A 20103-nucleotide genomic window follows, 5' to 3' on the forward strand; every position below is an offset into this window, starting at 1 on the left:
CGGGGAAATATTTATTCTGAGGTTATCGTAAGAGGTGGTCATGAAATTTACACAGGTCATCACCCGGTTACCTGCACTGAATTGTGCAGAAGGGCAAACAACGGCGAATAGCGGCCGGCCGGATAGCGGGAAAACCCGCCAGCAATTTTTTCGGTATATCGAAATTATGCTGGAACTGGGGATCCGGGTCACTATTTTGCCGGCTGAGTCTGATTTTCCGGATGCACATTTTGTGGAAGACCCGGCGGTTATTCTCCCGGAGCTGGCCATTATCACGCATTCCGGCGTACTTAGCCGTCAGGGCGAAGGCGCATTACTGGCCTCTGAACTGGAGAAGTATCGCTCGCTGTATGTGATGAGTGATAAAGGGCAGCTTGATGGCGGAGATGTATTACTGGCAGATCGACACTTTTTTATCGGGCTGACCCGACGCACCAATAGGGCCGGAATTGATGAGTTTACCTCGGTGGTGACGCCATTAGGCTATCGGGTGACACCGGTTCCGGTGGACTCCGGGCTGCATCTGAAAAGTGTAGTGAATTACATTGGTCAGAATACGTTGCTGATGACGTCTGCTTATGAAGCCCTGCCCGTGTTTGCCGGGTTCCGCAGGCTGGTGATCCCTGATGATGAAGCCTATGCCGGGAATACCTTACTGATTAACGGAACACTATTGATGCCAGCGGGATATCCGGTCACGCAGGAAATCCTTCGTCAGACCGGTATGCCCGTGGTGACCATCGACACCAGTGAATTTAAACGGATGGATGGCAGCTTATCCTGTCTTTCGTTACGTTTCTGAACCCCGTAGGGTATCCCGTTTTTATGCTGCCGGGCGGCTTTCAGGAAGAGAGCTGACCAGTGACTCAGTGATGTCCATCTGGCGGTCTCTGTTCTGACTGCAACGCATTTTCTGCCAGCCGGGCCAGATAGCGGGAGACCGGTAACAGGACATCATCATTGATGCGGAAAGCCGGATGGTGCAAGGCATATGGCTGGCCTGTTCCCACCATCACAAAGGCGCCGGGAAGTTGCTGCTGGTAAAATGCAAAATCTTCACCGATAGGGCTGGCTTCAACGACTCTGGCGTCAAACCCGCTGTCGGTCGCCTGCTGAAGTGCAAAGCGGGCCCAGTCAGCATCATTGATGACCGGTGGCGGACCCGGCTGCCAGTCCAGACTGATTTTTGCTTCAAACCCTGTGGCTATACCGTTCAGCAGGTGCCGTAAGCGGGTCTCAATCAACTGACGTGTTGCGGGCGAAAAAGTCCGAACCGTACCTTCCAGCCAGGCACTGTCCGGGATCACATTCCAGGTGGTACCGCTGTGTATCTGTGTCACAGAGACCACGGCATTATCGGCGGAAGGTGCATTCCGGCTGATCAGCGTCTGCAATGCGGTGATCAGCTGACCGGCGATCACGATGGGATCATTACCTTCATGGGGACGGGCTGCATGACTGCCGGTACCGGTGACAGTGATCCTGAACTTATCTACCGCTGCTGTCAGTGCTCCCGCTTTCGTACCAATGACACCGGCTGGCAGGGTCGGGTCATTATGTAACCCGAAGATCGCAAATGCTTTTTTTAACGCACCGGTATTAATGATCTCCGGTGCGCCCTGACCGGTTTCTTCTGCCGCCTGAAAAAGGATCCTGACCCGGCCCGGTAGTGTGCTTTCCTGTTTTTTCAGCAGAATGGCTGCACCCAGCGCCGCGGTGCAATGGAAGTCATGCCCGCAGGCATGCATGACACCCGGATTTTGTGAACGATATTCGACGCCGGACTGCTCTTCGATGGGCAGCGCATCAATATCCGAACGTAGTACCACCAGTGGCCCCTGCGGATCTCCGATTTCGGCGACCAGCCCTGTCTTCAATGGCAGATCTAAAATCCTGATCTGGTGAGATCCCAGCCGGGCACGAAGCCGGGCTGTTGTTTCGAATTCCTGATTCGATAATTCAGGAAACCGGTGCAGTTCATGGCGAAAGGCGATCAGGCTTTCAGCAAAGCGGCTTTCATTGAATTCAGTCATTGTGTTTCTTTTATCCTGTCATCGGTGACGGGTGGAATAGCGTGTTGTGCCAACCAGTATTTGTGCGCGGACTCATCAAGGATTTTTTTCATATACAGGGTGATATGGCCTTTTCCCAAATCGGCGGTATGCATAGGGATAAACCCGCGTTTCTGATACATATTTTTCAGCCAGGGATGGCTGACTGCTGTACCCAGTGAAACGGCCGGAGCCCGTAATTGCCCGGTCAGTATTTCCTGTTCTACCCGTTCCATGACCTGACGGCCGTAATGCCTGCCCGGATAATCGGGGTGTGCAGCAAACCAGCCAAGGTGTGGCAGGCCGAACGGGCCAGGCTGAGGACCCCAGGGATAGCGAAGAGTGACCGATGAAACCAGTGTCGCTCCGTCGTAAAGGGCGTATACCCCGTGATGTTGTATGTGCCGCCGGGTTTTTTCCCTGGTGGTACTGGCGGCATCAAAATAAATACCCGGCACTTTCGTCGCAGCATAAGCCGACAGGATCAGCGCCTGATAATCCTCCGTTTCATCTTCCCTGACCTGACGAAAATCAAGAGACATAAAATTTTCCTTACCGGTAAACGATTAAAAAAAGAATAACGTCAGTTGCCAGTGTGGGATAACTTATCAGTAAATGAATACAGAGAGATAGTTAATGTCTGTATAAGCTAATGCGTAGTTGATATTTACTCTTTGTGTTTTTTATTGCGAATATAAGCCTCCATCGTAATATGGCGGTTGTTATTTCCGGCTCTGTATTTAACAGAAAAGATAGGATGTATTGAGCAGCTATAATTTCTTTTTTCGGATAAATGGCGCTTCGCCATGATTATTGTGGGCAGCGGCCCCTCTGACGCCTGAGAGGACGAAGGAAGCAGGAAATACCTGCACCGGGACACTCCGGCAGGTTATTTTTTTCCGGACGGAGAGATACGCGGAACAGACTCAGGGGGAAGCCTTACGGATACGTCCGCGATGATATCTCCTCCGGGAATATATCAGGGACACCTTTCACCGAACCGCACTTAAATTACGAACAGAGGTCAGTCAGGGCATATATTCCCTGAAAACTTTCACCCATGACACGATTAAAGCGACCAGTGAAAAAGTAAATTTATATCTGGTTTTTATCTTTTATGGGGAGTAAATCGGCGGGCAGAGACTCTCAACCGGAAAAAAGACCGTGATTATTTCAGCAACAGAATATTCAGGAAGATTCTATGGAAAATTCAGAGACTCAGCGCCGCCTTCGTTTGGGCCTTTTTGTACAGCCTCTCGGACATCATGTCAGTGGCTGGCGTTTAACCGATAATGCAGGGGCACCTACCGACATCGACTGGCTGATCACCCTGGCAAAAAAAGCTGAAGCCGGAACTTTTGATTTGTTTTTTGTGGGTGATGCACTGGCGACCAGCATGTACCGCTTACCTTCAACAATGGCGCGGCTGGAGCCACTGACACTGTTATCGGCTCTGGCAGTACAGACCCGAAGTATTGGTCTGGCTGCCACGGCATCCACCACATTCAGTGATCCTTTTACTCTGGCCCGCAGTTTATCCTCACTTGACCATATCAGCCGCGGCCGGGCAGCCTGGAATGTCGTCACGTCATTTTCAAATGATGTGGCACGTAATTTCAGCCGTGAAGATATGCCGGACCATGCCCAACGTTATGGGCGGGCCCGCGAGTTCCTGGATGTCGCCAGTAAATTATGGAATGGCTGGGAGGAAGGGGCAGTTCAGCCAGACGCAGAGACTGGCCGCTATTTTGTCGATGAAAAAATAAAAGCTGTGAATCATCGCGGTGAGCATTTTCAGGTTCAGGGCCCGCTGAATATCACCCGTTCCCCTCAGGGACGTCCGGTGATCATCACGGCAGGCTCCTCTGTGGATGGCCAGAAACTGGCTGCCGAAACAGCAGAAGTTATTTTTACGGCATCGGCCACGCTGGAAGAAGGACAGGCATTTTACCGTGTTCAGAAACAGCAAATCAGGGAAGCAGGGCGTGACCCCTCCCATGTGGTGATTATGCCGGGAGTGATGCCTGTTGTCGGACGTACACGTGAGGAAGCCCATGCACTATGGAAACAACTGAATACCCTGGTTGACCTTGAGAACGGGATCAGTCAGTTATCGCTGCGGTTCGGGGTCGATTTATCAGGTTACCCGCTGGATGGGCCGGTGCCCGACGTTCCGTTAGGAGAGGGGAACCAGAGCCGTGTCAGGCTGATGCTGGATATGGCGAAGCGGGATAACCTGACCCTGGGCGAGTTGGCAGCGATTGCTGCCGGATCGCGCGGGCATCGGGTGATCATCGGTACAGCAGAAGATATCGCCGATGATTTTGAATTATGGCTGAACCAGGGGGGTGCGGATGGCTTCAACATCATGCCTGCGATTATGCCGGAACAGTTGGATCTGTTTATCGAACGAGTGATCCCGGAGCTGCGTCGTCGTGGCTTGTTCCGTCAGGATTATGCCCACAGTACATTACGTGAAAATCTGGGGCTCCCGGCCGTGTAACCTGCTATCTAAACCAGAAACCGATAGCGTGCGTGTGAGGCTGATCGTGTTATTATCCGGTAATATGCACCCTTAGTGCCTGCCGGTCAGGCGGTATCCTTACGGAAACCACAGGGAGCGTTAGCAGAATGATCCTGACGCGGTGACTGGCCGGCGTCACCGGCAGGGGGAAGTCTTCAGCAAATTTTTACTGATGTTCTGCAAAACCTTGTCACAGATGAGTACAGGAAAAAGCGCCGTAATGCTGTTCTACTTAGCGCCGGATAAGCTATAAACCATAGTGATAACCTGTAGCCTTTATTACTGCCCGTCGTGGGAAAGTTTGTTAGGGAGTTTTTATGCGTAAGCCGTTTGTTTTAGCCTCATCTGTCATGCTGATGTCAGTGAGTTTACTGGGTGTGAGTCAGGTCAACGCGGAAGATGCCCCTGTAACACCGGTCACTTCTGCGCCTGCGGCTACGGCCACTCAGGCACCGGCAGCCTCTCAGTCACCGGCAGAAGCGCCTGCAGCATCTGCTCCCGCGACTGCGCCTTCAGATACGTCAAAAGATCCGCTGGATCGTGACACTGTTTTTGGTGATTTCCATCACTATGCTATCGGCGATGTTGTTCCGCCGTTGTATCGTTCTGCGACTTACAATATTGCCAAATGGCAGTTGAGAAAATTACCGGCACCGGTCGCCGGAAGTCACTGGACTTACATGGGCGGTGATTACGTCCTGATCACGGATGCGGAAGGGAAAATATTGCGTATTATTTCCGGCGATATTATCTACCGTTAATCTGCCATGTTACGGAGGGGGCGCAATGCCCCCTCGCTTTTACTGAACGCTCCTGCCTGTCAGGGCTGGCTGTCATCAGTGACTATCTGTAATGACTGCAAGCCTATCCCCAGCTTACGCGGATCCTGCCCGATAATATTATCCAGCATACTTTCAACGGGTTCCGGCGGAGTCAGGGTAATCACACGGCTCCCGGCCGGGGGGGTGAAGTGCAGTTGATACCCGGTTAATTCTGCTGTCGGGATAAAGGTCTGTTGCTGACCACCGACCGTCACCCGCACAGGCTTGCCGATATTCGGGCCAAAACCTTTGGCAGTGATCCGCAGCGTGAAGGCCGCCGGCAGAGGCGCTTTATAGGTCAGCGTTACGGCTGGTGCAAGATTCGCATTGGACCAGCGGCCCCAGCCCTCATTGCGGGACAGACCGCTAAAGGATTCGACCGATTCCGGCGCACCGGGCAGGTTGAACAGATAGACTGCCGAAGGGTACCGGATAGTGTTGTCCGGCATTTTCAGCAGGGATAGGGCTTGCTGATAGTGGTCTGCCGAAGAAAGGGTGGGCGGGAAGATGACTTTGCCCTGGTAGAGACCGGCCCCGAGTTCGGTGACTTCCGGCGTGCCCCCTAACTGACCGTGGGTATAACAAAGCGCATCAGTCAATGCCAGCGACGGCGCCCACAGACGGCCGGCTTTATAACATTTATCGACCCAGACGAATTTATCCCCGGCGGCAAACCGGCTGAGCCGCGCAGAAAGAGTTTCGGCATAGACGCCTTCAGGAATAGGTTCGACTTTATCAGCATCGACTTTAATCAGCACCGGCAACCGGAAGGTGGAGCCGGAAAAACTCAGGGTATTTTTCTGCGGATCGACAGTGAAGTGATCTATTTTTCGGGGAAAGTTCCAGAGCTGAATAATGTCCGGTTTCCACTGCAGAACTTTCTGCGACAGGTTATCAAACACCTGTGACAGAGAGGTACCGGAAAGGGTACTGCGTCCCAGACCAATAAAATTATCGCCGCCAAGGATATCCAGGACGGTTGCACCGTTATCCATGGTGTTACGTTTGCTGTTCAGGGTAACGGTTTCGGGCTTATCCCCGCGAATAATAAAAAAGGTATCGTGGCGCGGATAGCGGGTCAGATAACGGTATGCCGTATTGTTCATCGCCAGATGATCTGAGCCGACAACAATTACCGTATTTTTAAAGCCAGGTGACTGCTTTATCCGCTCAATCAGTCGCGCGATATGTTCCTGAGAACAGGCCACGGCACTGAAAGAAAGATTATTTTTTCCCTCGTACGGATAGCTTTTTCGCTGGCAAGAGGCAGAGATAAAGCCATCCGGGTGATGGGTGTCTACGGTCAGCGCAAACAGAGCGAAGCGTTGGTTTTGTGCCGACAGTTGCTGGTACTTATCGAAAACTTTATCCAGAACTGTATCGTCATAAAATCCCCAGTTATTCCTGTACCCGGGGTTTGCTACCTGGGTTTTCAGTTCTTCTGACCCTTCCATATGTTGCGGCTCAAACCCGTGGGAACGCAGGAAGATATCTTTTCCTCCAAAGCGTAAATCGGCCCCCTGAATAAACCAGTTCTGGTATCCGGAGTTTTTCAGAATATCGCCAAGGCAGATATTTTGCGGATAAAAACTGGAAAGAGAAGACGAAGCATTCCCCTCAAACGGAGCAAACAGGGGGATCCCGCATTGCGAAGCCACCATACCGGCGATGGTATAGTCGGTACCGGGTAATTGTTCAGTCGACGTAAAATCGATACCTGACTGCATCTGCTGCATCAGTTCCGGAGCGAGGTTCGGGAAGGCTTGCTGATTAAAGTAGGTTCTTTCCAGGCTTTCCGCATAAATATAAACCAGATTCAGGTGAGGTTTTTTAATCTTGCTATCGGGGACTTTATAATAGTCATCAAAATCAGACCCTTCCTGAAATGAATGCGAGGCGACGAGCGATTTTATTTGCTGGTAAGCCGGGCTGGTATTAATAGAAAGACCGGCCAGCAGACAGGCAAAAATACTCCAGCCAGCATGGTGCTTATTTTTATTCCGCAGAATACGGGTCAGTACCAGAAAGAGGAGTGCTGTCACGAGGATTAATGCGGATGCCGGTAATAGATAGCGGGCGGTACCGGCCCCGGTCAGGTTATTTGTGACGGTATAAAGAACGGCTTCGGTAATTCCGTTACCGGTAAAGTAATTACTGGCAAATAACGTCGCATTCAGTAGAAGAAAGCTCATTAACAACAGAGTAATAATAACAAACCAGAGCCGGTGACGACCGGCTTTACGGGCATAGATCACGACCGAGGCCGCAAAGAATCCTGTTGAAATAAGCTCTGATACCAAAATGCTCTCCTGCAAAGAGTAGGTTACCGCCCTGACCTGAAGACCGGACACCGGCGTATACCGGACGGATGTTGCAGATTTTTATGCCTGGCAATGTGCTGTTTCGCCGGGGATAAGAACCCTGTTTTTTGTTTATTCGAAAATTTTTTGAACCAGATCGCGAAGTTGAGATAAAAATATCTTTTTCGTTCGGTACTATCGCGGAAGGGTGTCATATTACTGACACATCTTTACGCTAATTTTCTCTGCCGTGCAGGGAAGCTATTGCATTCATTGCACACTAAAAATGTGATTTTAATCTCAATAACTGAACGATTAATTCATTTAAACAGCAAGACTTCTGTTGATTATAAAACACAATGGATTTTCTGTGCGTTTTTTCTTGATTTATCTACGCGCGTAGATAAAATCCTTGCCGAAAAACGCCCACAAAAAAATCGCTGTAATCCGGCCATTCAGTTGCTCTTGTAACATTTAAATGATTAGTCATCTAAGACTGGCAAAAATGACAAGCGAATATTCCGACACCAGGGAATTTCTTCTGATCTCCGTATGCCGGAGAAATATTGCTAACTGTGGGCGTTTTTCACTCAGTGCCACAGTAAGTCCCTTTCTGACCCAAACGACAGGGAGTACTCCGTGATGGCACATCCCCCCGGACATCCAACCTCTCATCCTTCGCTGACCCTGACAGAAGAGAGTGAAGCACGCCGTGATTTCAGGCGGGCGACGTTTTCCTGTTGGCTTGGCACCGCGATGGAATATGCTGACTTCGCACTCTACGGTTTAGCCGCCGGAATTATCTTCGGCGATGTTTTTTTCCCCGAAGTCACACCCGCCATGGCGTTACTGTCCAGTTTCGCGACCTGGTCGGTGGGCTTTATTGCCAGGCCCATCGGGGCACTTTTCTTCGGCTGGCTGGGGGATCGTCACGGACGTAAGTCAGTGATGGTGATCACCATCCTGCTGATGGGATTGTCCACCATGCTGATAGGTCTTATCCCGGATTACCGGACTATCGGCCTCTGGGCCCCGGCCTGCCTGGTGGTATTGCGTTTCACTCAGGGGTTCGGTGCCGGGGCTGAGTTATCCGGCGGGACGGTGATGCTGGGAGAATATGCCCCGCCTGCGCGGCGTGGACTGGTCGCATCCGTCATCGCCCTGGGTTCCAACAGCGGTACCCTGATAGCTTCTGTCGTCTGGTTGCTGGTGGTTCAGTTGGATCATCAAAGTCTGATCAGTTGGGGGTGGCGGATCCCGTTTCTGTGCAGTTTTCTGATTGCACTCGGGGCTCTGAGGATGCGCCGTTCGGTACGTGAAACCCCGGTCTTTGAGCAACGTAAAAAAAAGCTGATGGCAGAGCGTCAGCAAACCCTGCAAACGGCATCACTGAGCAGGAAGAAACCCTGTGGCCCCGGTAAAGCTTTCTGGGTCATGATCGGGCTGAGAATTGGCGAAAATGGCCCTTCTTATCTGGCTCAGGGGTTTATGGTCGGTTATGTCGCCAAAGTATTAATGATGGATAAATCAGTACCGACCACCGCTGTTTTCATCGCCTCTGTGCTGGGCTTTTTAGTGATCCCGCTGGCAGGCTGGCTTTCCGACCGTTATGGCCGCCGGAAACTCTATCGTATTTTTTGCCTGCTATTAATGATTTATGCCTGGCCAGCCTTCATGTTACTGGACAGTCATCAGCCGTGGATTGTCATTTCAACGATTGTTGTCGGGATGGCACTGGCTTCTCTGGGGATTTTCGGGGTACAGGCGGCATGGGGCGTAGAGTTGTTTGGTGTCACCCACCGGTACAGCAAAATGGCCGTCGCCAAAGAACTGGGATCGATTGTTTCCGGCGGCACAGCGCCGCTGGTGGCTGCGGCACTGCTGTCATACTTCGGGCACTGGTGGGCCATTGCCGTCTATTTTACGCTGATGGCAGGTATCGGTTTTGTGACGACGTTTATTGCACCTGAAACCCGGGGCCGGGACCTGAATTTGCCGGATGACGCGATTTAGGGGACTCACCCGGGACGTGTCTCCGGCCGGAGAAAACAGGAGAGTATGTGGTTAAACGGTTAACTCAGCGAAGAGTGACACGGGAAGACGTTGCCAGTCTGGCCGGTACGTCGGTTGCCGTGGTCAGTTATGTGATTAATAACGGGCCACGTCCGGTGGCAGAAGCGACCCGGGAGCGGGTACTGCAAGCCATTCGGCAGACAGGTTATCAACCGAATAGCATTGCCCGTGCTCTGGCTTCCGGAACCAGTCGCACGTTCGGGGTAGTGGTACCGGACATTTCTAATTCGTTTATTGCTTCTCTGGCCCATGAACTTTTACAGGAGTCGATGCGTTATGGTCATGTCATGCTACTGGGGGATTCCGGAGATGATTGTCAGCGGGAACGGGAGATCATTCAGGGATTACTGAACCGCCAGGTGGACGGGCTCATCTATATCAGTGCCGACCGCCACCCGCATACTGATATGATACGACGTAATGGTACACCGGTGGTGATGCTTGACGGTGTGGAGCCGGAACCCGGGGTTTCAGTTTTACGCATGAATGAACGGCAGGCCGCCAGAGAGGCGACGGCACATTTGTTGAGTCATGGTTATCGTGAGGTCGGGATCATCACCGGGCCTGCCCGGATGCTGAATAGCCGCGACCGCTTACAGGGCTGGATTGATGCCATGGGTAATGCCGGATTAGCCATCAATCCGCAATGGGTGGTGCCTGCCGATTATACGCGCCACGGGGGATATCAGGCCGCCTTGCAGCTGCTGGCCGGCCCGGGATACCCGCGGGCGCTGTTTATCTGTAATGAACAAATGGCCACAGGTAGCCTGAGGGCCTTTCACCAGCAAGGGATACGGGTACCGGACGACCTGGCGATAGTGGGTTTTAACGGGACAGATCAGGGCGCTTATCTCCTGCCTTCACTGACCTCAGTTCGTCAGCCCATTGCTGACATTGCGGCGACGGCTATCCGACTGCTCCATACGTGGCAGGCAGATGCCGGATTGCATGAAATCCGGCATTATCTTGACGTCGGTGAGTCCTGCGGGTGCCCCGCCGGTTCCCCTTTAACTGAGTCAGGCCGGGGGAAATATGAAACGGATAATTATTGATTGTGACCCCGGAAACGGGATTGCCGGGGCGAACACCGATGACGGTTTAGCTCTCGCGCTGGCGCTGGCATCAGCGGATCTGACGGTGGAAATGGTCACCACCGTCAGCGGAAATACCCCGGCAATGACCGGAGCCCGGGTGGTGACGGATTTGGTCCGGCGTTGCGGCTTAACAGTACCTGTCTATTGTGGTGCTGAGCGGGCGCTCTGCGAGCCGGAAGAAGAGTGGCGTCGCCAACTGGATACCCGGGTCGATGCACTTTCTCTCGGGTATTTGTGGGATTCTGTCCGCCAGCCGGCTCTGTTTTCAGACTATCCACGTCATGCTGCAGAGCGGATGGCCGAATGTATCTGTGCCTCACCGGGAGAGGTGACCCTGCTGGCGCTGGGTCCGCTGACCAATATTGCCCATGCGTTGCAACGTTTTCCGCAGATGGCGGAAGCCGTCGCAGAAATTATTATCATGGGCGGTGTCTTTCACCTGGATGATTATATTAAAGATACTAATTTTGGACTGGACCCGGAAGCCGCGTCTCTGGTACTGAATAGCGGGGCAAAAATTACGCTGGTGCCGATGGATGTGACAGTTAATACGTTGCTGACGCAGGAAGATTTACTGCGGATCACTGCCGGTCATTCCCCGCTGGCCCGGTTTGTTCGTGACACCCTGACACCCTGGATAACCTATTCAATGCTTACCCGGCATCTGAAAGGGAGCTGGATCCATGATGTGCTGGTGGTGGTCTGGCTGCTGGACCCGCAGGTGGCAACTGCAGAGAATTTTCGTGCCGGTATTGAGATACGCCCCGGCCTGACGCGCGGAAAAAGCTGGCGTTACCGGCAGCCATTGCGGGTAGGGGTAGGCATTGATCCTGATGAGGGGGCCGACGTCCGTATTCTGACGTCGGTCAATAACGCATTATTACTCAGCCTGCTGGAGCGAGTGCTCAGTCCTCCAGCGGTGGCAGAAGGGCCATCCGGATGACTGGTGCCGGGAACCGATAGCAGCGGCCATCGGATCGTCCGGGCGTTACTGGCTGACATCCACCCAGCGGGCTTCCGTCAGTTCTGCCATACGCTGTGGCGTGATACGCACGCAGCTATGGGTGCTGCCGGCGGCAGGAAGCACTTCGCTGAACGCCTGTAGCGAAACATCACAATAGACCGTTAACGGATTCTCCAGCCCGAAAGGGCAGACGCCGCCGACCGGATGCCCGGTCGCATTGATAACTTCATCCACACTGAGCATCCTGGCTTTGGCTCCCAGGGTGGTTCTCAGCTTTTTGTTATCCAGCCGTGCATTTCCGCTCATCACCACCAGAATAATCTCCTGCTTCACTTTCAGTGACAGGGTTTTGGCAATTTGTCCCGGTTCGACCTGATGGACCCGGGCTGCCATATCGACAGTCGCGGTACTTTCTGCGGCTTCTATGACTTCAATATCCGGGGCATGCTCAGCAAAGAACTGCTGTACCGACTGCAGACTCATTTTATTCTCCAGGAATTTTTCAGATTTAAAAATTGCCATAAGCGGAGGAGGCTGTAAACGCTTCAGCGGGAAATTACACCGACTTCAGTGAAAAAACTTTTTTGTGCTGCGGAAGCATAAAAGAAGTTGAAAATGATAACTCCTATCATATGATAGTGAAAATCATTCTCGTTAAGAGGGTTCATTGATGGAAATGGCGATGGTAGCTTCAGGATCCTTGTGGATATTCAGTTGGATAATGGGCAAAAAGATAGACAGTGGCTGGGGCGTTTTGCTGCCTTGTGCGGCAATGCCGGTCTTTGCACTTTGGCATCCGGGATTTGAGCAGTGGCGGATCATTATGCTGATGGCACTGATACTGACGCTGGTCATGCTATTGCATCCCCGTTTACGTCATTACCTGTTACTTCCTTCCTGCCTGGTCGTTTCAGGCGGTGTGGCAGCGATGGTGGTGAATTTCTCTTAACGCGTATCAGATACGCAATACGGATAACCCCGGAATAACGGGAACAGCTGGCAGGTAACACAAAGAAAATAAAACAGAAAGGGGGATAACAGAAAAACTCAGAAGTGAAGACAACGTGGTGCGAAGAGAGGGACTTGAACCCTCACGTCCGTTAAGACACTAACACCTGAAGCTAGCGCGTCTACCAATTCCGCCACCTTCGCATCGTGTTGTCTGTTCATCTATTGTCCTGGTGCGAAGAGAGGGACTTGAACCCTCACGTCCGTTAAGACACTAACACCTGAAGCTAGCGCGTCTACCAATTCCGCCACCTTCGCAGTATTCAGGATAATGATGAAACTTGTGGTTTTTGGTGCGAAGAGAGGGACTTGAACCCTCACGTCCGTTAAGACACTAACACCTGAAGCTAGCGCGTCTACCAATTCCGCCACCTTCGCATACCATCAATACAAAAAGATTGTATTGTTACCACGGAGGCGCATTGTAGAGATTTTACACCCCGCGTCAACTGATATTTCGCTGACGGGGGTGTGATCGCTGTAAAAAACAGCAGCCTGCCATAAGCACTACCGGCGTCAGGGACGTCCGGTATTATTTTGCCCGGCTGCCTCTGCCGTACACACTGCGGTAGACACGGAATTTACCGGTCTGTGCCAGGATCTCGTGGTTACCGAAAGTTTCTTCCAGGATTTGCGGATAAGGGAGGAAGGCATTCGCCACAATTCGCAGTTCGCCACCGGTATTCAGGTGTTTTGCCGCGCCGCGGATCAATGACGAGGCCGCGTCCAGGCTGGTCTGTAATCCGTCATGGAACGGCGGGTTAGAGATAATCATATCAAAACGGCCGCTGACGTCTGAAAACACGTTGCTGGCAAAGACTTCACCTTCCACACCGTTTGACGCTAACGTTGCTTCACTGGCGGCCAAAGCGGCGGCATTCACATCGGTCAGCCACAGGCGAACTTTCGGTGAATGTTTTGCCAGCGCCACGGAAAGCACACCCGCACCACACCCCATATCCAGCACTTTGCCTTTGGTATGTGGTGTCAGAGTGGAAAGCAGCAGCGCACTGCCGTTATCCAGGCCATCGCGGCTGAAGACGCCCGGTAAAGTATCAATGGTCAGGGTATCTGTCTGATACTGTTCTCTGAATTCAGCGATATCGAATGCCGGCTGAGTCTCCAGCTGGCCGTGATACAGACCACAGCGACGGGCACTGTCGATTTTCTCTAAGCGGGCCCACGGGGCCAGCAGATTTTCTGCGCTGCGTACGCCACTGCGGTTTTCGCCGATGACGAAGATATCGCAACCGGCGGGCAGCAGTGACAGCAGGTTCTGTAACTGAAAACGAGCTTCCGGCTTATTTTTCGGCCAGTAATACACCAGAGTATCGCAGCCACTGACCATGGCGGCATCGGCCACCAGGCTGAAGCTGGCATCTTCACCCATCAGCTGGCTCAGTTTTTGCCAGTGGTGATATTGCTGGGTATGAACTTTGCGGGAAGCCGTCACCAGATGTGCGGGCAGGTCATCCTGCAGGTCCCCGGCAAATAAAACATGACGGGTTTCGAATTCTTCACTGTGGCGCAGTATGACTTCACTGGCCGGTGTATATACGGACATGTTGGCTCCTTATGCTTTAGCCCGATGATTATAGTGGTTTGTTGGCGCATGTACGATGGGTTTGCTAGCATAGACACGCAATCTTCTTCAGGACGGATAAATGCATGGCAGGCAGGCGCGACTGGTTATTACAGCAGATGGGTATTACGCAATATCGTTTACATCGCCCACGGGTGCTCCGGGGGGAGGTGGCTGTTCGTCTGCGACCGGAAACCCGGCTGGTGATTGTCACGTCAGAGACACTCTCTCTGACACCTGCATTTATGCAGGACGTGTTGCGTACTCTGGCCCTTAATGAGCATCAGTTATTAATACTGACAGAGCGGCAACTTTCTATGCTGCCGGCTCCGGTCCCCTGTGCTGTATGGCTTTTGGGGGTTCCGGCCGAAAAACAGTATGCGGGGGTACAACTGACCACTCCGCCACTGGCAGAACTTATTGATAACAGCGAAGCGAAACGTAACCTGTGGCAACAAATAACAACTTATGACAGTCATTTCTCTTCTCGCGCCTGAAGATCAGGCGCTGGCGCTGGCGATAGAGCAGCGCAGCCACGCCTTTCCCTGGTCGGCTGACACCTTTGCCGGTAATCACGGCGAGCGTTACCTCAACCTGCGGCTGGATGCTGACGGAAAAATGGCAGGGTTTGCCATTACTCAGATAGTCCTCGATGAAGCCTCGTTATTCAATATTGCGGTCGACCCGGATTTCCAGCGTCGTGGCTTCGGAAGGCAGTTACTCGAACATCTGGTGACTCTGCTGACAGAGCGTGGTGTCCTTACCTTGTGGCTGGAAGTTCGTGAGTCCAATGCTGCCGCGATAGCGCTCTATGAGCAGATGGGGTTTAACCAGGTTTCCCGCAGAGCACGTTACTATCCGACCGCAACCGGCCGTGAAGACGCACTTATCATGGCGCTGGTACTGTAATCAGCCCCCAATTTCGCGGAGATTTCATGCTTAATACTCTGGATTGCATCATTTTTGATGCTGATGAAACCCTGTTTGCTTTTGATGCCTTTCGCGGGTTACAGAAGATGTTTCAGGCTTATGATGTCGCTTTTTCCGCAGATGACTATCAGGCCTATCAGGCGGTCAATAAACCTCTCTGGGTCGATTATCAGGACGGGAAAATTACAGCGGCACAGTTGCAGACCCGACGTTTTATCCCCTGGGCCACCCGTCTGAATGTGTCACCGGAAACCCTGAATAACCAATTTCTGTTGGCGATGGCGGATATCTGTCAGCCCCTGGACGGTGCGGCAGCCTTACTCGACAGTTTAAAAGGCAAAGTCAGACTGGCTATCATCACTAACGGGTTCACGGCCTTACAGCAGGCCCGCCTGCAACGTACCGGATTTGGGGATTACTTTGATGCCCTGGTTATTTCGGAGCAGGTCGGCGTGGCGAAACCGGACCGTATGATTTTCGAACATACATTGCAACTGCTGGGCAACCCGGCACCGGAACGGGTACTGATGGTCGGCGATACCCCGGAGTCTGATATTCTGGGGGGGATCAATGCCGGAATGAAAACCTGCTGGCTGGATCATGGCGTCCGGACTCTGCCGGACACTCTCCACCCGACCTGGCAGGTACCGAACCTGGCCGGATTACAGCAGTTATTAACCGGCCGCGAATAAGAGCCGATGCCAGGCTGTTACGATGTGCTGGCGGCAGCCTCTGAAAGCAGATGGCGATAAAACGTCTGCGCCAGCGCTGACTGTTCGGCGGCCGGGGCTGCCAGATAGATGTCACAGGGCGGCAGGTTATCCAGCGGAAAGTGATAAAGCCCGTCCAGCGCGGGGTTACCGGCAATAAATGTCTGCGGCATGACGGTAAACCCCAGTCCCTGGCGCACGGCATTCAGTATCAGGTCATAGGACTCAATATCCGCCTGCCGTGAATAGCTCAGAGCCTGCTGACTGAGCCACTGGCGGGCCTGCAGATAGTAGAAACAGCTTTCACCAAAACTGAACAAGGTCAGCCCCGCGGCCCGGGCCTTAAACTGCTGCTGATCCGGAAGATGGGTGACCAGCGACAGGCTTTCCGGCGCGAAAAAGCGGGTTTTCAGTGCCGGATGCTGAACCGGACCATCGACCAGAATCATATCCAGCTCCCCGCGAAGTAATCTCTCCATCAGCGGTAACGACGAATCACAGCAAATATTAATCTGTACCTGAGGGTTCTGTTGCATAAAGCTGATGACCGGTGCCTGTAACCGGCCTTTCAGAGCCACGTCCAGGACTCCCATCCGGAGTGTACCCTGCAACAAGGCATGCTGGAAAAAGGTCCGGCATTGCCGGCTCTGCTCCAGTAACTGCTGTGCTTTCGGATAAAAAGCACGACCTTCCGGCGTCAGTGTCAGACGCTGTTTATCACGGTTAACCAATGGTACTTCCAGGCTGGCTTCCAGTTCTTTAATACGGGTACTGACATTGGACGGAACACAGCACATCCGATCTGCGGCTGCTGCGATACTGCCTTCTTCCACCAGTGCGCAGAAAAAACTTAACTGATGCAGTTTTAATAGCATGCTGACTCCGTCATACACATAATCGCTATAAGATGCTGTGCCAGGCGGCCAGCGTGATGAATGAAAACAGGATACCGTAACTCTGTAGGGCATTGGCCAGTTCCGGTCTGAGCCCTGCCCGTTGTGCCATCATGGCGGCTGCAATCATCGGTGCCATGCCGGCCTGTAGTAGTGAAACACTGACGACCTCATGGCTGAGTGACGAAAAACCGGCGGACAACCACCAGACCACGGCGGGGGCGGCAATCAGCTTCCAGCAGGTGCCGGTGATCAGTGGGCCGAGTAACAGACGTGGTGGCCGAAGCCGGATTTGTAAACCGGTGCTGAACAGAGCCAGCGGCGTCATGGTGGCACCAATGGTGGTCAGAGGGGTCTGAAGTATTTCCGGCAATCCGCCAAAAGGTTTGAGTGCGAGGCTTACGATAAGAGCGATAAACGGCGGAAAGGTCGCAATCCGTGTGGCTACACTGCGCAGGCTGATCCCGCTTCCCGAGCAGAGCGCCATCGTCACCACACCTGCTGTGGACAGGATAATAAAACTGCCTAACTGATCGGCGATAACCGCTATCTTCAGCCCGTCCGCTCCGTAGTAGCCGGAGATCACCGGAAACCCCATAAAAGAGGTGTTACCGATACCGGCCACTAAGACCAGTACGCCACACACTTCCCGTGACCAGCCAGCGAAACGCCATGCCAGCAGGGCAATGACCAGAGCGCCCAGAAAGACCACCCACATACTCAGTACCGGAAACAGCCCGGTGCTGTCAAAGTGGGTATGGGGGATTAATGTCAGGATAACGCAGGGCAGGGCAATGGTGATAAGCCACCAGTTTACTGAAGGCACCAGTTGCTGAGGATAGCGGCCCGTACAACGGACACCTGCGCCAATCAGCAGACAGAGGACCAGTAACATATTCATGGGCGTTCCTGTCATGATATTGCACGGTCCCCGGCGTTGCCGCCAGGCGGGGAGAGGCTCTCCCCGCGTGCGATTAGTGATAATCGATATAGACGGTTTTACGTTTTACGTATAACTGATAGCCATGTTCGCCATCGTCGCCTCCCAGACCGGAGAGTTTCCATCCCGCATGGAACCCGTTGATCTCCTCAGGTCCGTGACGGTTGATATAGACTTCACCGTATTCCAGGGCATCAGACAGTGTCAGTGCAACTGACAGGTCCCGGGTGTAAAGATAGGAGCTGAGCCCGTATTCGGAGTCATTGGCCTTCTCAATCACTTCCTCAGGCGTATCAAAGACGACCACCGGTAATATCGGACCAAACACTTCTTCCCGCAGGATGCGCGCATTTTCCGGCAGATCGGTGACGATGGCGGGTGCAACCCAGTTTCCTCCCTGCAGTTCAGGATCGCGGGGTAATTCCGCCTGCCATATCACTTTGCCGCCTTCCTGCAGCGTTTCCTGCATCAGTTGTTCCACATGTTCTTTTTCCGGTACAGAGACTTTAGGGCCGACGGTCGTCGTTTCTGCCATCGGATCACCTACCACCACGCCGGCCGCCGCTTTCTGCAGCGCCTGAATAAAGGCGTCATAAACCCCGCGCTGGACATAGGTTCTTTCATTACAGATACAGACCTGACCGCAGTTTGACATCCGCGCATTCAGGGCATCGGTAGCTGCCCGCTCAATATCTGCATCGTCCATCACGATGAAGGGCGCTTTGCCGCCCAGTTCCAGTGACACCGGGATCACTTTCTCTGCGGCATTTTTCATTATCTGTTTACCGGCACCGGTAGAACCGGTCATGGTAATCAGTGCGGTGTCAGGATGTTTTACCAGCGCATCGCCAACGACGCGTCCGGTGCCGCAGACCACATTGATTACGCCCGCCGGGATGCCCGCCTTCTGGCTGAGCGTGGCCAGAGCGAGTGCACTGAGAGGCGTGACCTCACTGGGTTTGACCACAATGGTGTTTCCGGCCACGATGGCAGGGGCGGTTTTACGGATGAACAGGGCGAGCGGAAAATTCCAGGGCGTAATGGCTCCGACCACACCCAGAGGGACTTCCCGGGTTACGGAGTGCTGTCCCGGGGCGCTGGCTGCCAGGACTTCACCCTGATTTCTCCAGGCAAAGCTTGCCGAGTAACGCAACATGGTCAGCGCCATATCGACTTCGCCGCGGGCTTCACTTAAAGGTTTACCTTGTTCTGTCACCAGCAAATGAGCCAGTGCCTCAGCATGTTCTTTAACCTGTTCAATCCAGGCCTCAAGGAAGGCCGCGCGCTCCGGCTGAGGCTTTTTAGCCCAGCATTGTTGGGCTATAGCGGCCTGTCTGACGGCCTGGTCGATGGTTGTTTTATCCCCGGTAGCGACCCGCGTAATCACTTTACCGGTCGACGGGTTAAGAACCTCATCGCTTTCAGACGCGGAAACCCACTGACCATCGATAAAATGCGACGGTTGTTCAGGGAGCAGATGCTTAAACAGGTGAGTCATAGACACTCCTTAGCTTAGGGATAGAAATGAAAATAAGGCGTTAGTCCGCGAGCGGGGTGGGTTGCAGGATCTCAATCCAGTAGCCGTCAGGATCTTTGATAAACGCGACGTATTTCATCCGGCCTTCAGATAATTTTTTGCGGAAAGGCACGGATAGCTGCTCAAAGCGTTCACAGGCTTTGCGTACATCCGGTACGGTGACGCAGATATGGCCAAACCCCTGCGGGTCACTGTTACCATCGTGATAGCTGAATCCGGCTTCTTTTTCTGTACCGTGGTTCCAGGTCAGCTCAAGCACACCAGGCTGACTTAATACCCATTCTTTGAGTACCTCGTCATCCTGCGGAATTTCCGCAATCGGTCGGCGGACCAGGTAAACAATGGTAAACGCCGCCTCCTCAAAGCGTTCCTCATACACAGGAATAAACCCGAGAACACGACTATAAAAATCAATAGCGACCGGGAGGTCTTTCACGCGGATCATCGTGTGATTGAAAACATAACCGGCGGCCAGCAGGTTATCGCCCGCATTGATCCGGTATTTATCAATTAAGTCAGATAATGGCATGGTCAAATCCCTCATCGTTGATGAATAACCGGGTGATTATCATTACCGGCGGAGGGGCATTCAGGGCTCCGCGATCATCCCGGCGGGGGTGGAAGGCACTGCGTGCAACGGTGTGACGATCCCCCGCAAAACCTGGTGCTTCCTTCC

19 protein-coding genes and 3 tRNA genes are annotated in these 20103 nt (G+C 53.0%); 10 read left to right on the top strand and 12 right to left on the bottom strand.

Annotated elements, in window-relative coordinates; all coding sequences use genetic code 11:
• Nucleotides 1-40 precede the first annotated feature (40 nt).
• Nucleotides 41-802 (top strand): dimethylarginine dimethylaminohydrolase family protein, encoded by a 762-nt coding sequence (locus CG67_RS01135; protein ID WP_025901145.1) that lies wholly within the window; start codon nucleotides 41-43, stop codon nucleotides 800-802.
• A gap of 64 nt (nucleotides 803-866) precedes the next feature.
• On the opposite strand, the gene CG67_RS01140 is transcribed toward CG67_RS01135, so the two are convergent.
• Complete coding sequence (locus tag CG67_RS01140) at nucleotides 867-2033, bottom strand: amidohydrolase (protein WP_025901146.1); 1167 nt, start codon at nucleotides 2031-2033, stop codon at nucleotides 867-869.
• On the bottom strand, nucleotides 2030-2593 hold the full coding sequence (locus CG67_RS01145; RefSeq protein ID WP_025901147.1) for a GNAT family N-acetyltransferase: 564 nt from the start codon (nucleotides 2591-2593) through the stop codon (nucleotides 2030-2032). Before CG67_RS01145 ends, CG67_RS01140 begins: the two co-directional genes overlap by 4 nt.
• A gap of 659 nt (nucleotides 2594-3252) precedes the next feature.
• On the opposite strand from CG67_RS01145, the gene CG67_RS01150 reads away from it, so the two are divergent.
• Entirely contained in the window at nucleotides 3253-4554 is a 1302-nt protein-coding gene (locus tag CG67_RS01150; RefSeq protein ID WP_025901148.1) for an LLM class flavin-dependent oxidoreductase, read from the top strand.
• Between the two features lie 398 nt (nucleotides 4555-4952).
• Entirely contained in the window at nucleotides 4953-5336 is a 384-nt protein-coding gene (locus CG67_RS18700; RefSeq protein ID WP_371190655.1) for an RcnB family protein, read from the top strand.
• Nucleotides 5337-5395: 59 nt separating this feature from the next.
• Here the strand turns inward: CG67_RS18700 and opgB are convergent, their stop codons facing one another.
• Nucleotides 5396-7699 carry a phosphatidylglycerol--membrane-oligosaccharide glycerophosphotransferase gene (gene opgB / locus CG67_RS01160; RefSeq protein WP_038024508.1) on the bottom strand — a complete coding sequence of 768 codons (2304 nt, stop codon included), beginning with the start codon at nucleotides 7697-7699 and terminating at the stop codon, nucleotides 5396-5398.
• 639 nt (nucleotides 7700-8338) lie between these two features.
• On the opposite strand from opgB, the gene CG67_RS01165 reads away from it, so the two are divergent.
• The 3 genes from CG67_RS01165 to CG67_RS01175 are packed head-to-tail and all read left to right on the top strand — an operon-like array spanning nucleotide 8339 to nucleotide 11806.
• Complete coding sequence (locus CG67_RS01165) at nucleotides 8339-9709, top strand: MFS transporter (protein WP_025901151.1); 1371 nt, start codon at nucleotides 8339-8341, stop codon at nucleotides 9707-9709.
• A gap of 47 nt (nucleotides 9710-9756) precedes the next feature.
• The gene (locus tag CG67_RS01170) at nucleotides 9757-10821 is read left to right on the top strand and encodes a LacI family DNA-binding transcriptional regulator (protein ID WP_025901152.1); all 1065 of its coding nucleotides are present in this window, start codon (nucleotides 9757-9759) and stop codon (nucleotides 10819-10821) included.
• A complete protein-coding gene (locus CG67_RS01175) occupies nucleotides 10802-11806 on the top strand; it encodes a nucleoside hydrolase (RefSeq protein ID WP_025901153.1) in 1005 nt (334 codons plus the stop codon). Before CG67_RS01170 ends, CG67_RS01175 begins: the two co-directional genes overlap by 20 nt.
• Before the next feature lie 45 nt (nucleotides 11807-11851).
• Here the strand turns inward: CG67_RS01175 and CG67_RS01180 are convergent, their stop codons facing one another.
• A complete protein-coding gene (locus CG67_RS01180; protein ID WP_025901154.1) occupies nucleotides 11852-12310 on the bottom strand; it encodes a YbaK/EbsC family protein in 459 nt (152 codons plus the stop codon).
• A 187-nt stretch (nucleotides 12311-12497) separates the two neighbouring features.
• Here CG67_RS01180 and CG67_RS01185 point away from each other — a divergent pair, with 187 nt between their 5' ends.
• Nucleotides 12498-12776: a DUF1435 domain-containing protein gene (locus tag CG67_RS01185; protein ID WP_025901155.1), complete on the top strand. Its 279-nt coding sequence runs from the start codon at nucleotides 12498-12500 to the stop codon at nucleotides 12774-12776.
• Nucleotides 12777-12892: 116 nt separating this feature from the next.
• Here the strand turns inward: CG67_RS01185 and CG67_RS01190 are convergent.
• The 4 genes from CG67_RS01190 to rsmC form a co-directional block, all read right to left on the bottom strand.
• Nucleotides 12893-12979: transfer RNA gene (locus CG67_RS01190), tRNA-Leu, on the bottom strand.
• 27 nt (nucleotides 12980-13006) lie between these two features.
• Nucleotides 13007-13093, bottom strand: a tRNA-Leu gene (locus CG67_RS01195).
• 33 nt (nucleotides 13094-13126) lie between these two features.
• A tRNA-Leu gene (locus tag CG67_RS01200) sits at nucleotides 13127-13213 on the bottom strand.
• A gap of 154 nt (nucleotides 13214-13367) precedes the next feature.
• On the bottom strand, nucleotides 13368-14399 hold the full coding sequence (gene rsmC, locus CG67_RS01205; protein ID WP_025901156.1) for a 16S rRNA (guanine(1207)-N(2))-methyltransferase RsmC: 1032 nt from the start codon (nucleotides 14397-14399) through the stop codon (nucleotides 13368-13370).
• A gap of 104 nt (nucleotides 14400-14503) precedes the next feature.
• Between rsmC and CG67_RS01210 the strand changes: the two genes are divergently transcribed.
• From CG67_RS01210 to yjjG, 3 genes are read left to right on the top strand one after another with little or no spacing between them, the layout of a single operon-like run.
• Nucleotides 14504-14914, top strand: a complete 411-nt coding sequence (locus tag CG67_RS01210; protein ID WP_025901157.1) for a DNA polymerase III subunit psi — start codon at nucleotides 14504-14506, stop codon at nucleotides 14912-14914.
• Nucleotides 14886-15326 carry a ribosomal protein S18-alanine N-acetyltransferase gene (gene rimI, locus CG67_RS01215; RefSeq protein ID WP_025901158.1) on the top strand — a complete coding sequence of 147 codons (441 nt, stop codon included), beginning with the start codon at nucleotides 14886-14888 and terminating at the stop codon, nucleotides 15324-15326. Before CG67_RS01210 ends, rimI begins: the two co-directional genes overlap by 29 nt.
• 26 nt (nucleotides 15327-15352) lie before the next feature.
• A complete protein-coding gene (yjjG, locus tag CG67_RS01220) occupies nucleotides 15353-16039 on the top strand; it encodes a pyrimidine 5'-nucleotidase (protein WP_025901159.1) in 687 nt (228 codons plus the stop codon).
• A gap of 17 nt (nucleotides 16040-16056) precedes the next feature.
• On the opposite strand, the gene CG67_RS01225 is transcribed toward yjjG, so the two are convergent.
• The 4 genes from CG67_RS01225 to gloA all read right to left on the bottom strand — a co-directional run bounded on the left by CG67_RS01225 (nucleotide 16057) and on the right by gloA (nucleotide 19956).
• Complete coding sequence (locus CG67_RS01225) at nucleotides 16057-16932, bottom strand: LysR family transcriptional regulator (protein WP_025901160.1); 876 nt, start codon at nucleotides 16930-16932, stop codon at nucleotides 16057-16059.
• 25 nt (nucleotides 16933-16957) lie between these two features.
• Nucleotides 16958-17851, bottom strand: coding sequence for an AEC family transporter (locus CG67_RS01230; RefSeq protein WP_025901161.1), 894 nt, complete (start codon nucleotides 17849-17851; stop codon nucleotides 16958-16960).
• A 73-nt stretch (nucleotides 17852-17924) separates the two neighbouring features.
• A complete protein-coding gene (locus tag CG67_RS01235; RefSeq protein ID WP_025901162.1) occupies nucleotides 17925-19388 on the bottom strand; it encodes an aldehyde dehydrogenase family protein in 1464 nt (487 codons plus the stop codon).
• A 40-nt stretch (nucleotides 19389-19428) separates the two neighbouring features.
• The gene (gene gloA, locus CG67_RS01240) at nucleotides 19429-19956 is read right to left on the bottom strand and encodes a lactoylglutathione lyase (protein ID WP_025901163.1); all 528 of its coding nucleotides are present in this window, start codon (nucleotides 19954-19956) and stop codon (nucleotides 19429-19431) included.
• Nucleotides 19957-20103: the final 147 nt, after the last annotated feature.

The organism is Tatumella sp. UCD-D_suzukii, assembly GCF_000611875.2.
Taxonomy (GTDB): domain Bacteria; phylum Pseudomonadota; class Gammaproteobacteria; order Enterobacterales; family Enterobacteriaceae; genus Tatumella; species Tatumella ptyseos.

Coding starts and splice junctions, on each gene's coding strand:
- CG67_RS01140 (WP_025901146.1), bottom strand. CDS start 2,033: ATGACTGAATTCAATGAAAGCCGCTTTGCTGAAAGCCTGATCGCCTTT.
- CG67_RS01135 (WP_025901145.1), top strand. CDS start 41: ATGAAATTTACACAGGTCATCACCCGGTTACCTGCACTGAATTGTGCA.
- CG67_RS01185 (WP_025901155.1), top strand. CDS start 12,498: ATGGAAATGGCGATGGTAGCTTCAGGATCCTTGTGGATATTCAGTTGG.
- CG67_RS01150 (WP_025901148.1), top strand. CDS start 3,253: ATGGAAAATTCAGAGACTCAGCGCCGCCTTCGTTTGGGCCTTTTTGTA.
- gloA (WP_025901163.1), bottom strand. CDS start 19,956: ATGCCATTATCTGACTTAATTGATAAATACCGGATCAATGCGGGCGAT.
- CG67_RS01225 (WP_025901160.1), bottom strand. CDS start 16,932: ATGCTATTAAAACTGCATCAGTTAAGTTTTTTCTGCGCACTGGTGGAA.
- CG67_RS01210 (WP_025901157.1), top strand. CDS start 14,504: ATGGCAGGCAGGCGCGACTGGTTATTACAGCAGATGGGTATTACGCAA.
- yjjG (WP_025901159.1), top strand. CDS start 15,353: ATGCTTAATACTCTGGATTGCATCATTTTTGATGCTGATGAAACCCTG.
- CG67_RS01235 (WP_025901162.1), bottom strand. CDS start 19,388: ATGACTCACCTGTTTAAGCATCTGCTCCCTGAACAACCGTCGCATTTT.
- CG67_RS01145 (WP_025901147.1), bottom strand. CDS start 2,593: ATGTCTCTTGATTTTCGTCAGGTCAGGGAAGATGAAACGGAGGATTAT.
- CG67_RS01230 (WP_025901161.1), bottom strand. CDS start 17,851: ATGAATATGTTACTGGTCCTCTGTCTGCTGATTGGCGCAGGTGTCCGT.
- CG67_RS01165 (WP_025901151.1), top strand. CDS start 8,339: ATGGCACATCCCCCCGGACATCCAACCTCTCATCCTTCGCTGACCCTG.
- rsmC (WP_025901156.1), bottom strand. CDS start 14,399: ATGTCCGTATATACACCGGCCAGTGAAGTCATACTGCGCCACAGTGAA.
- CG67_RS01175 (WP_025901153.1), top strand. CDS start 10,802: ATGAAACGGATAATTATTGATTGTGACCCCGGAAACGGGATTGCCGGG.
- rimI (WP_025901158.1), top strand. CDS start 14,886: ATGACAGTCATTTCTCTTCTCGCGCCTGAAGATCAGGCGCTGGCGCTG.
- CG67_RS01180 (WP_025901154.1), bottom strand. CDS start 12,310: ATGAGTCTGCAGTCGGTACAGCAGTTCTTTGCTGAGCATGCCCCGGAT.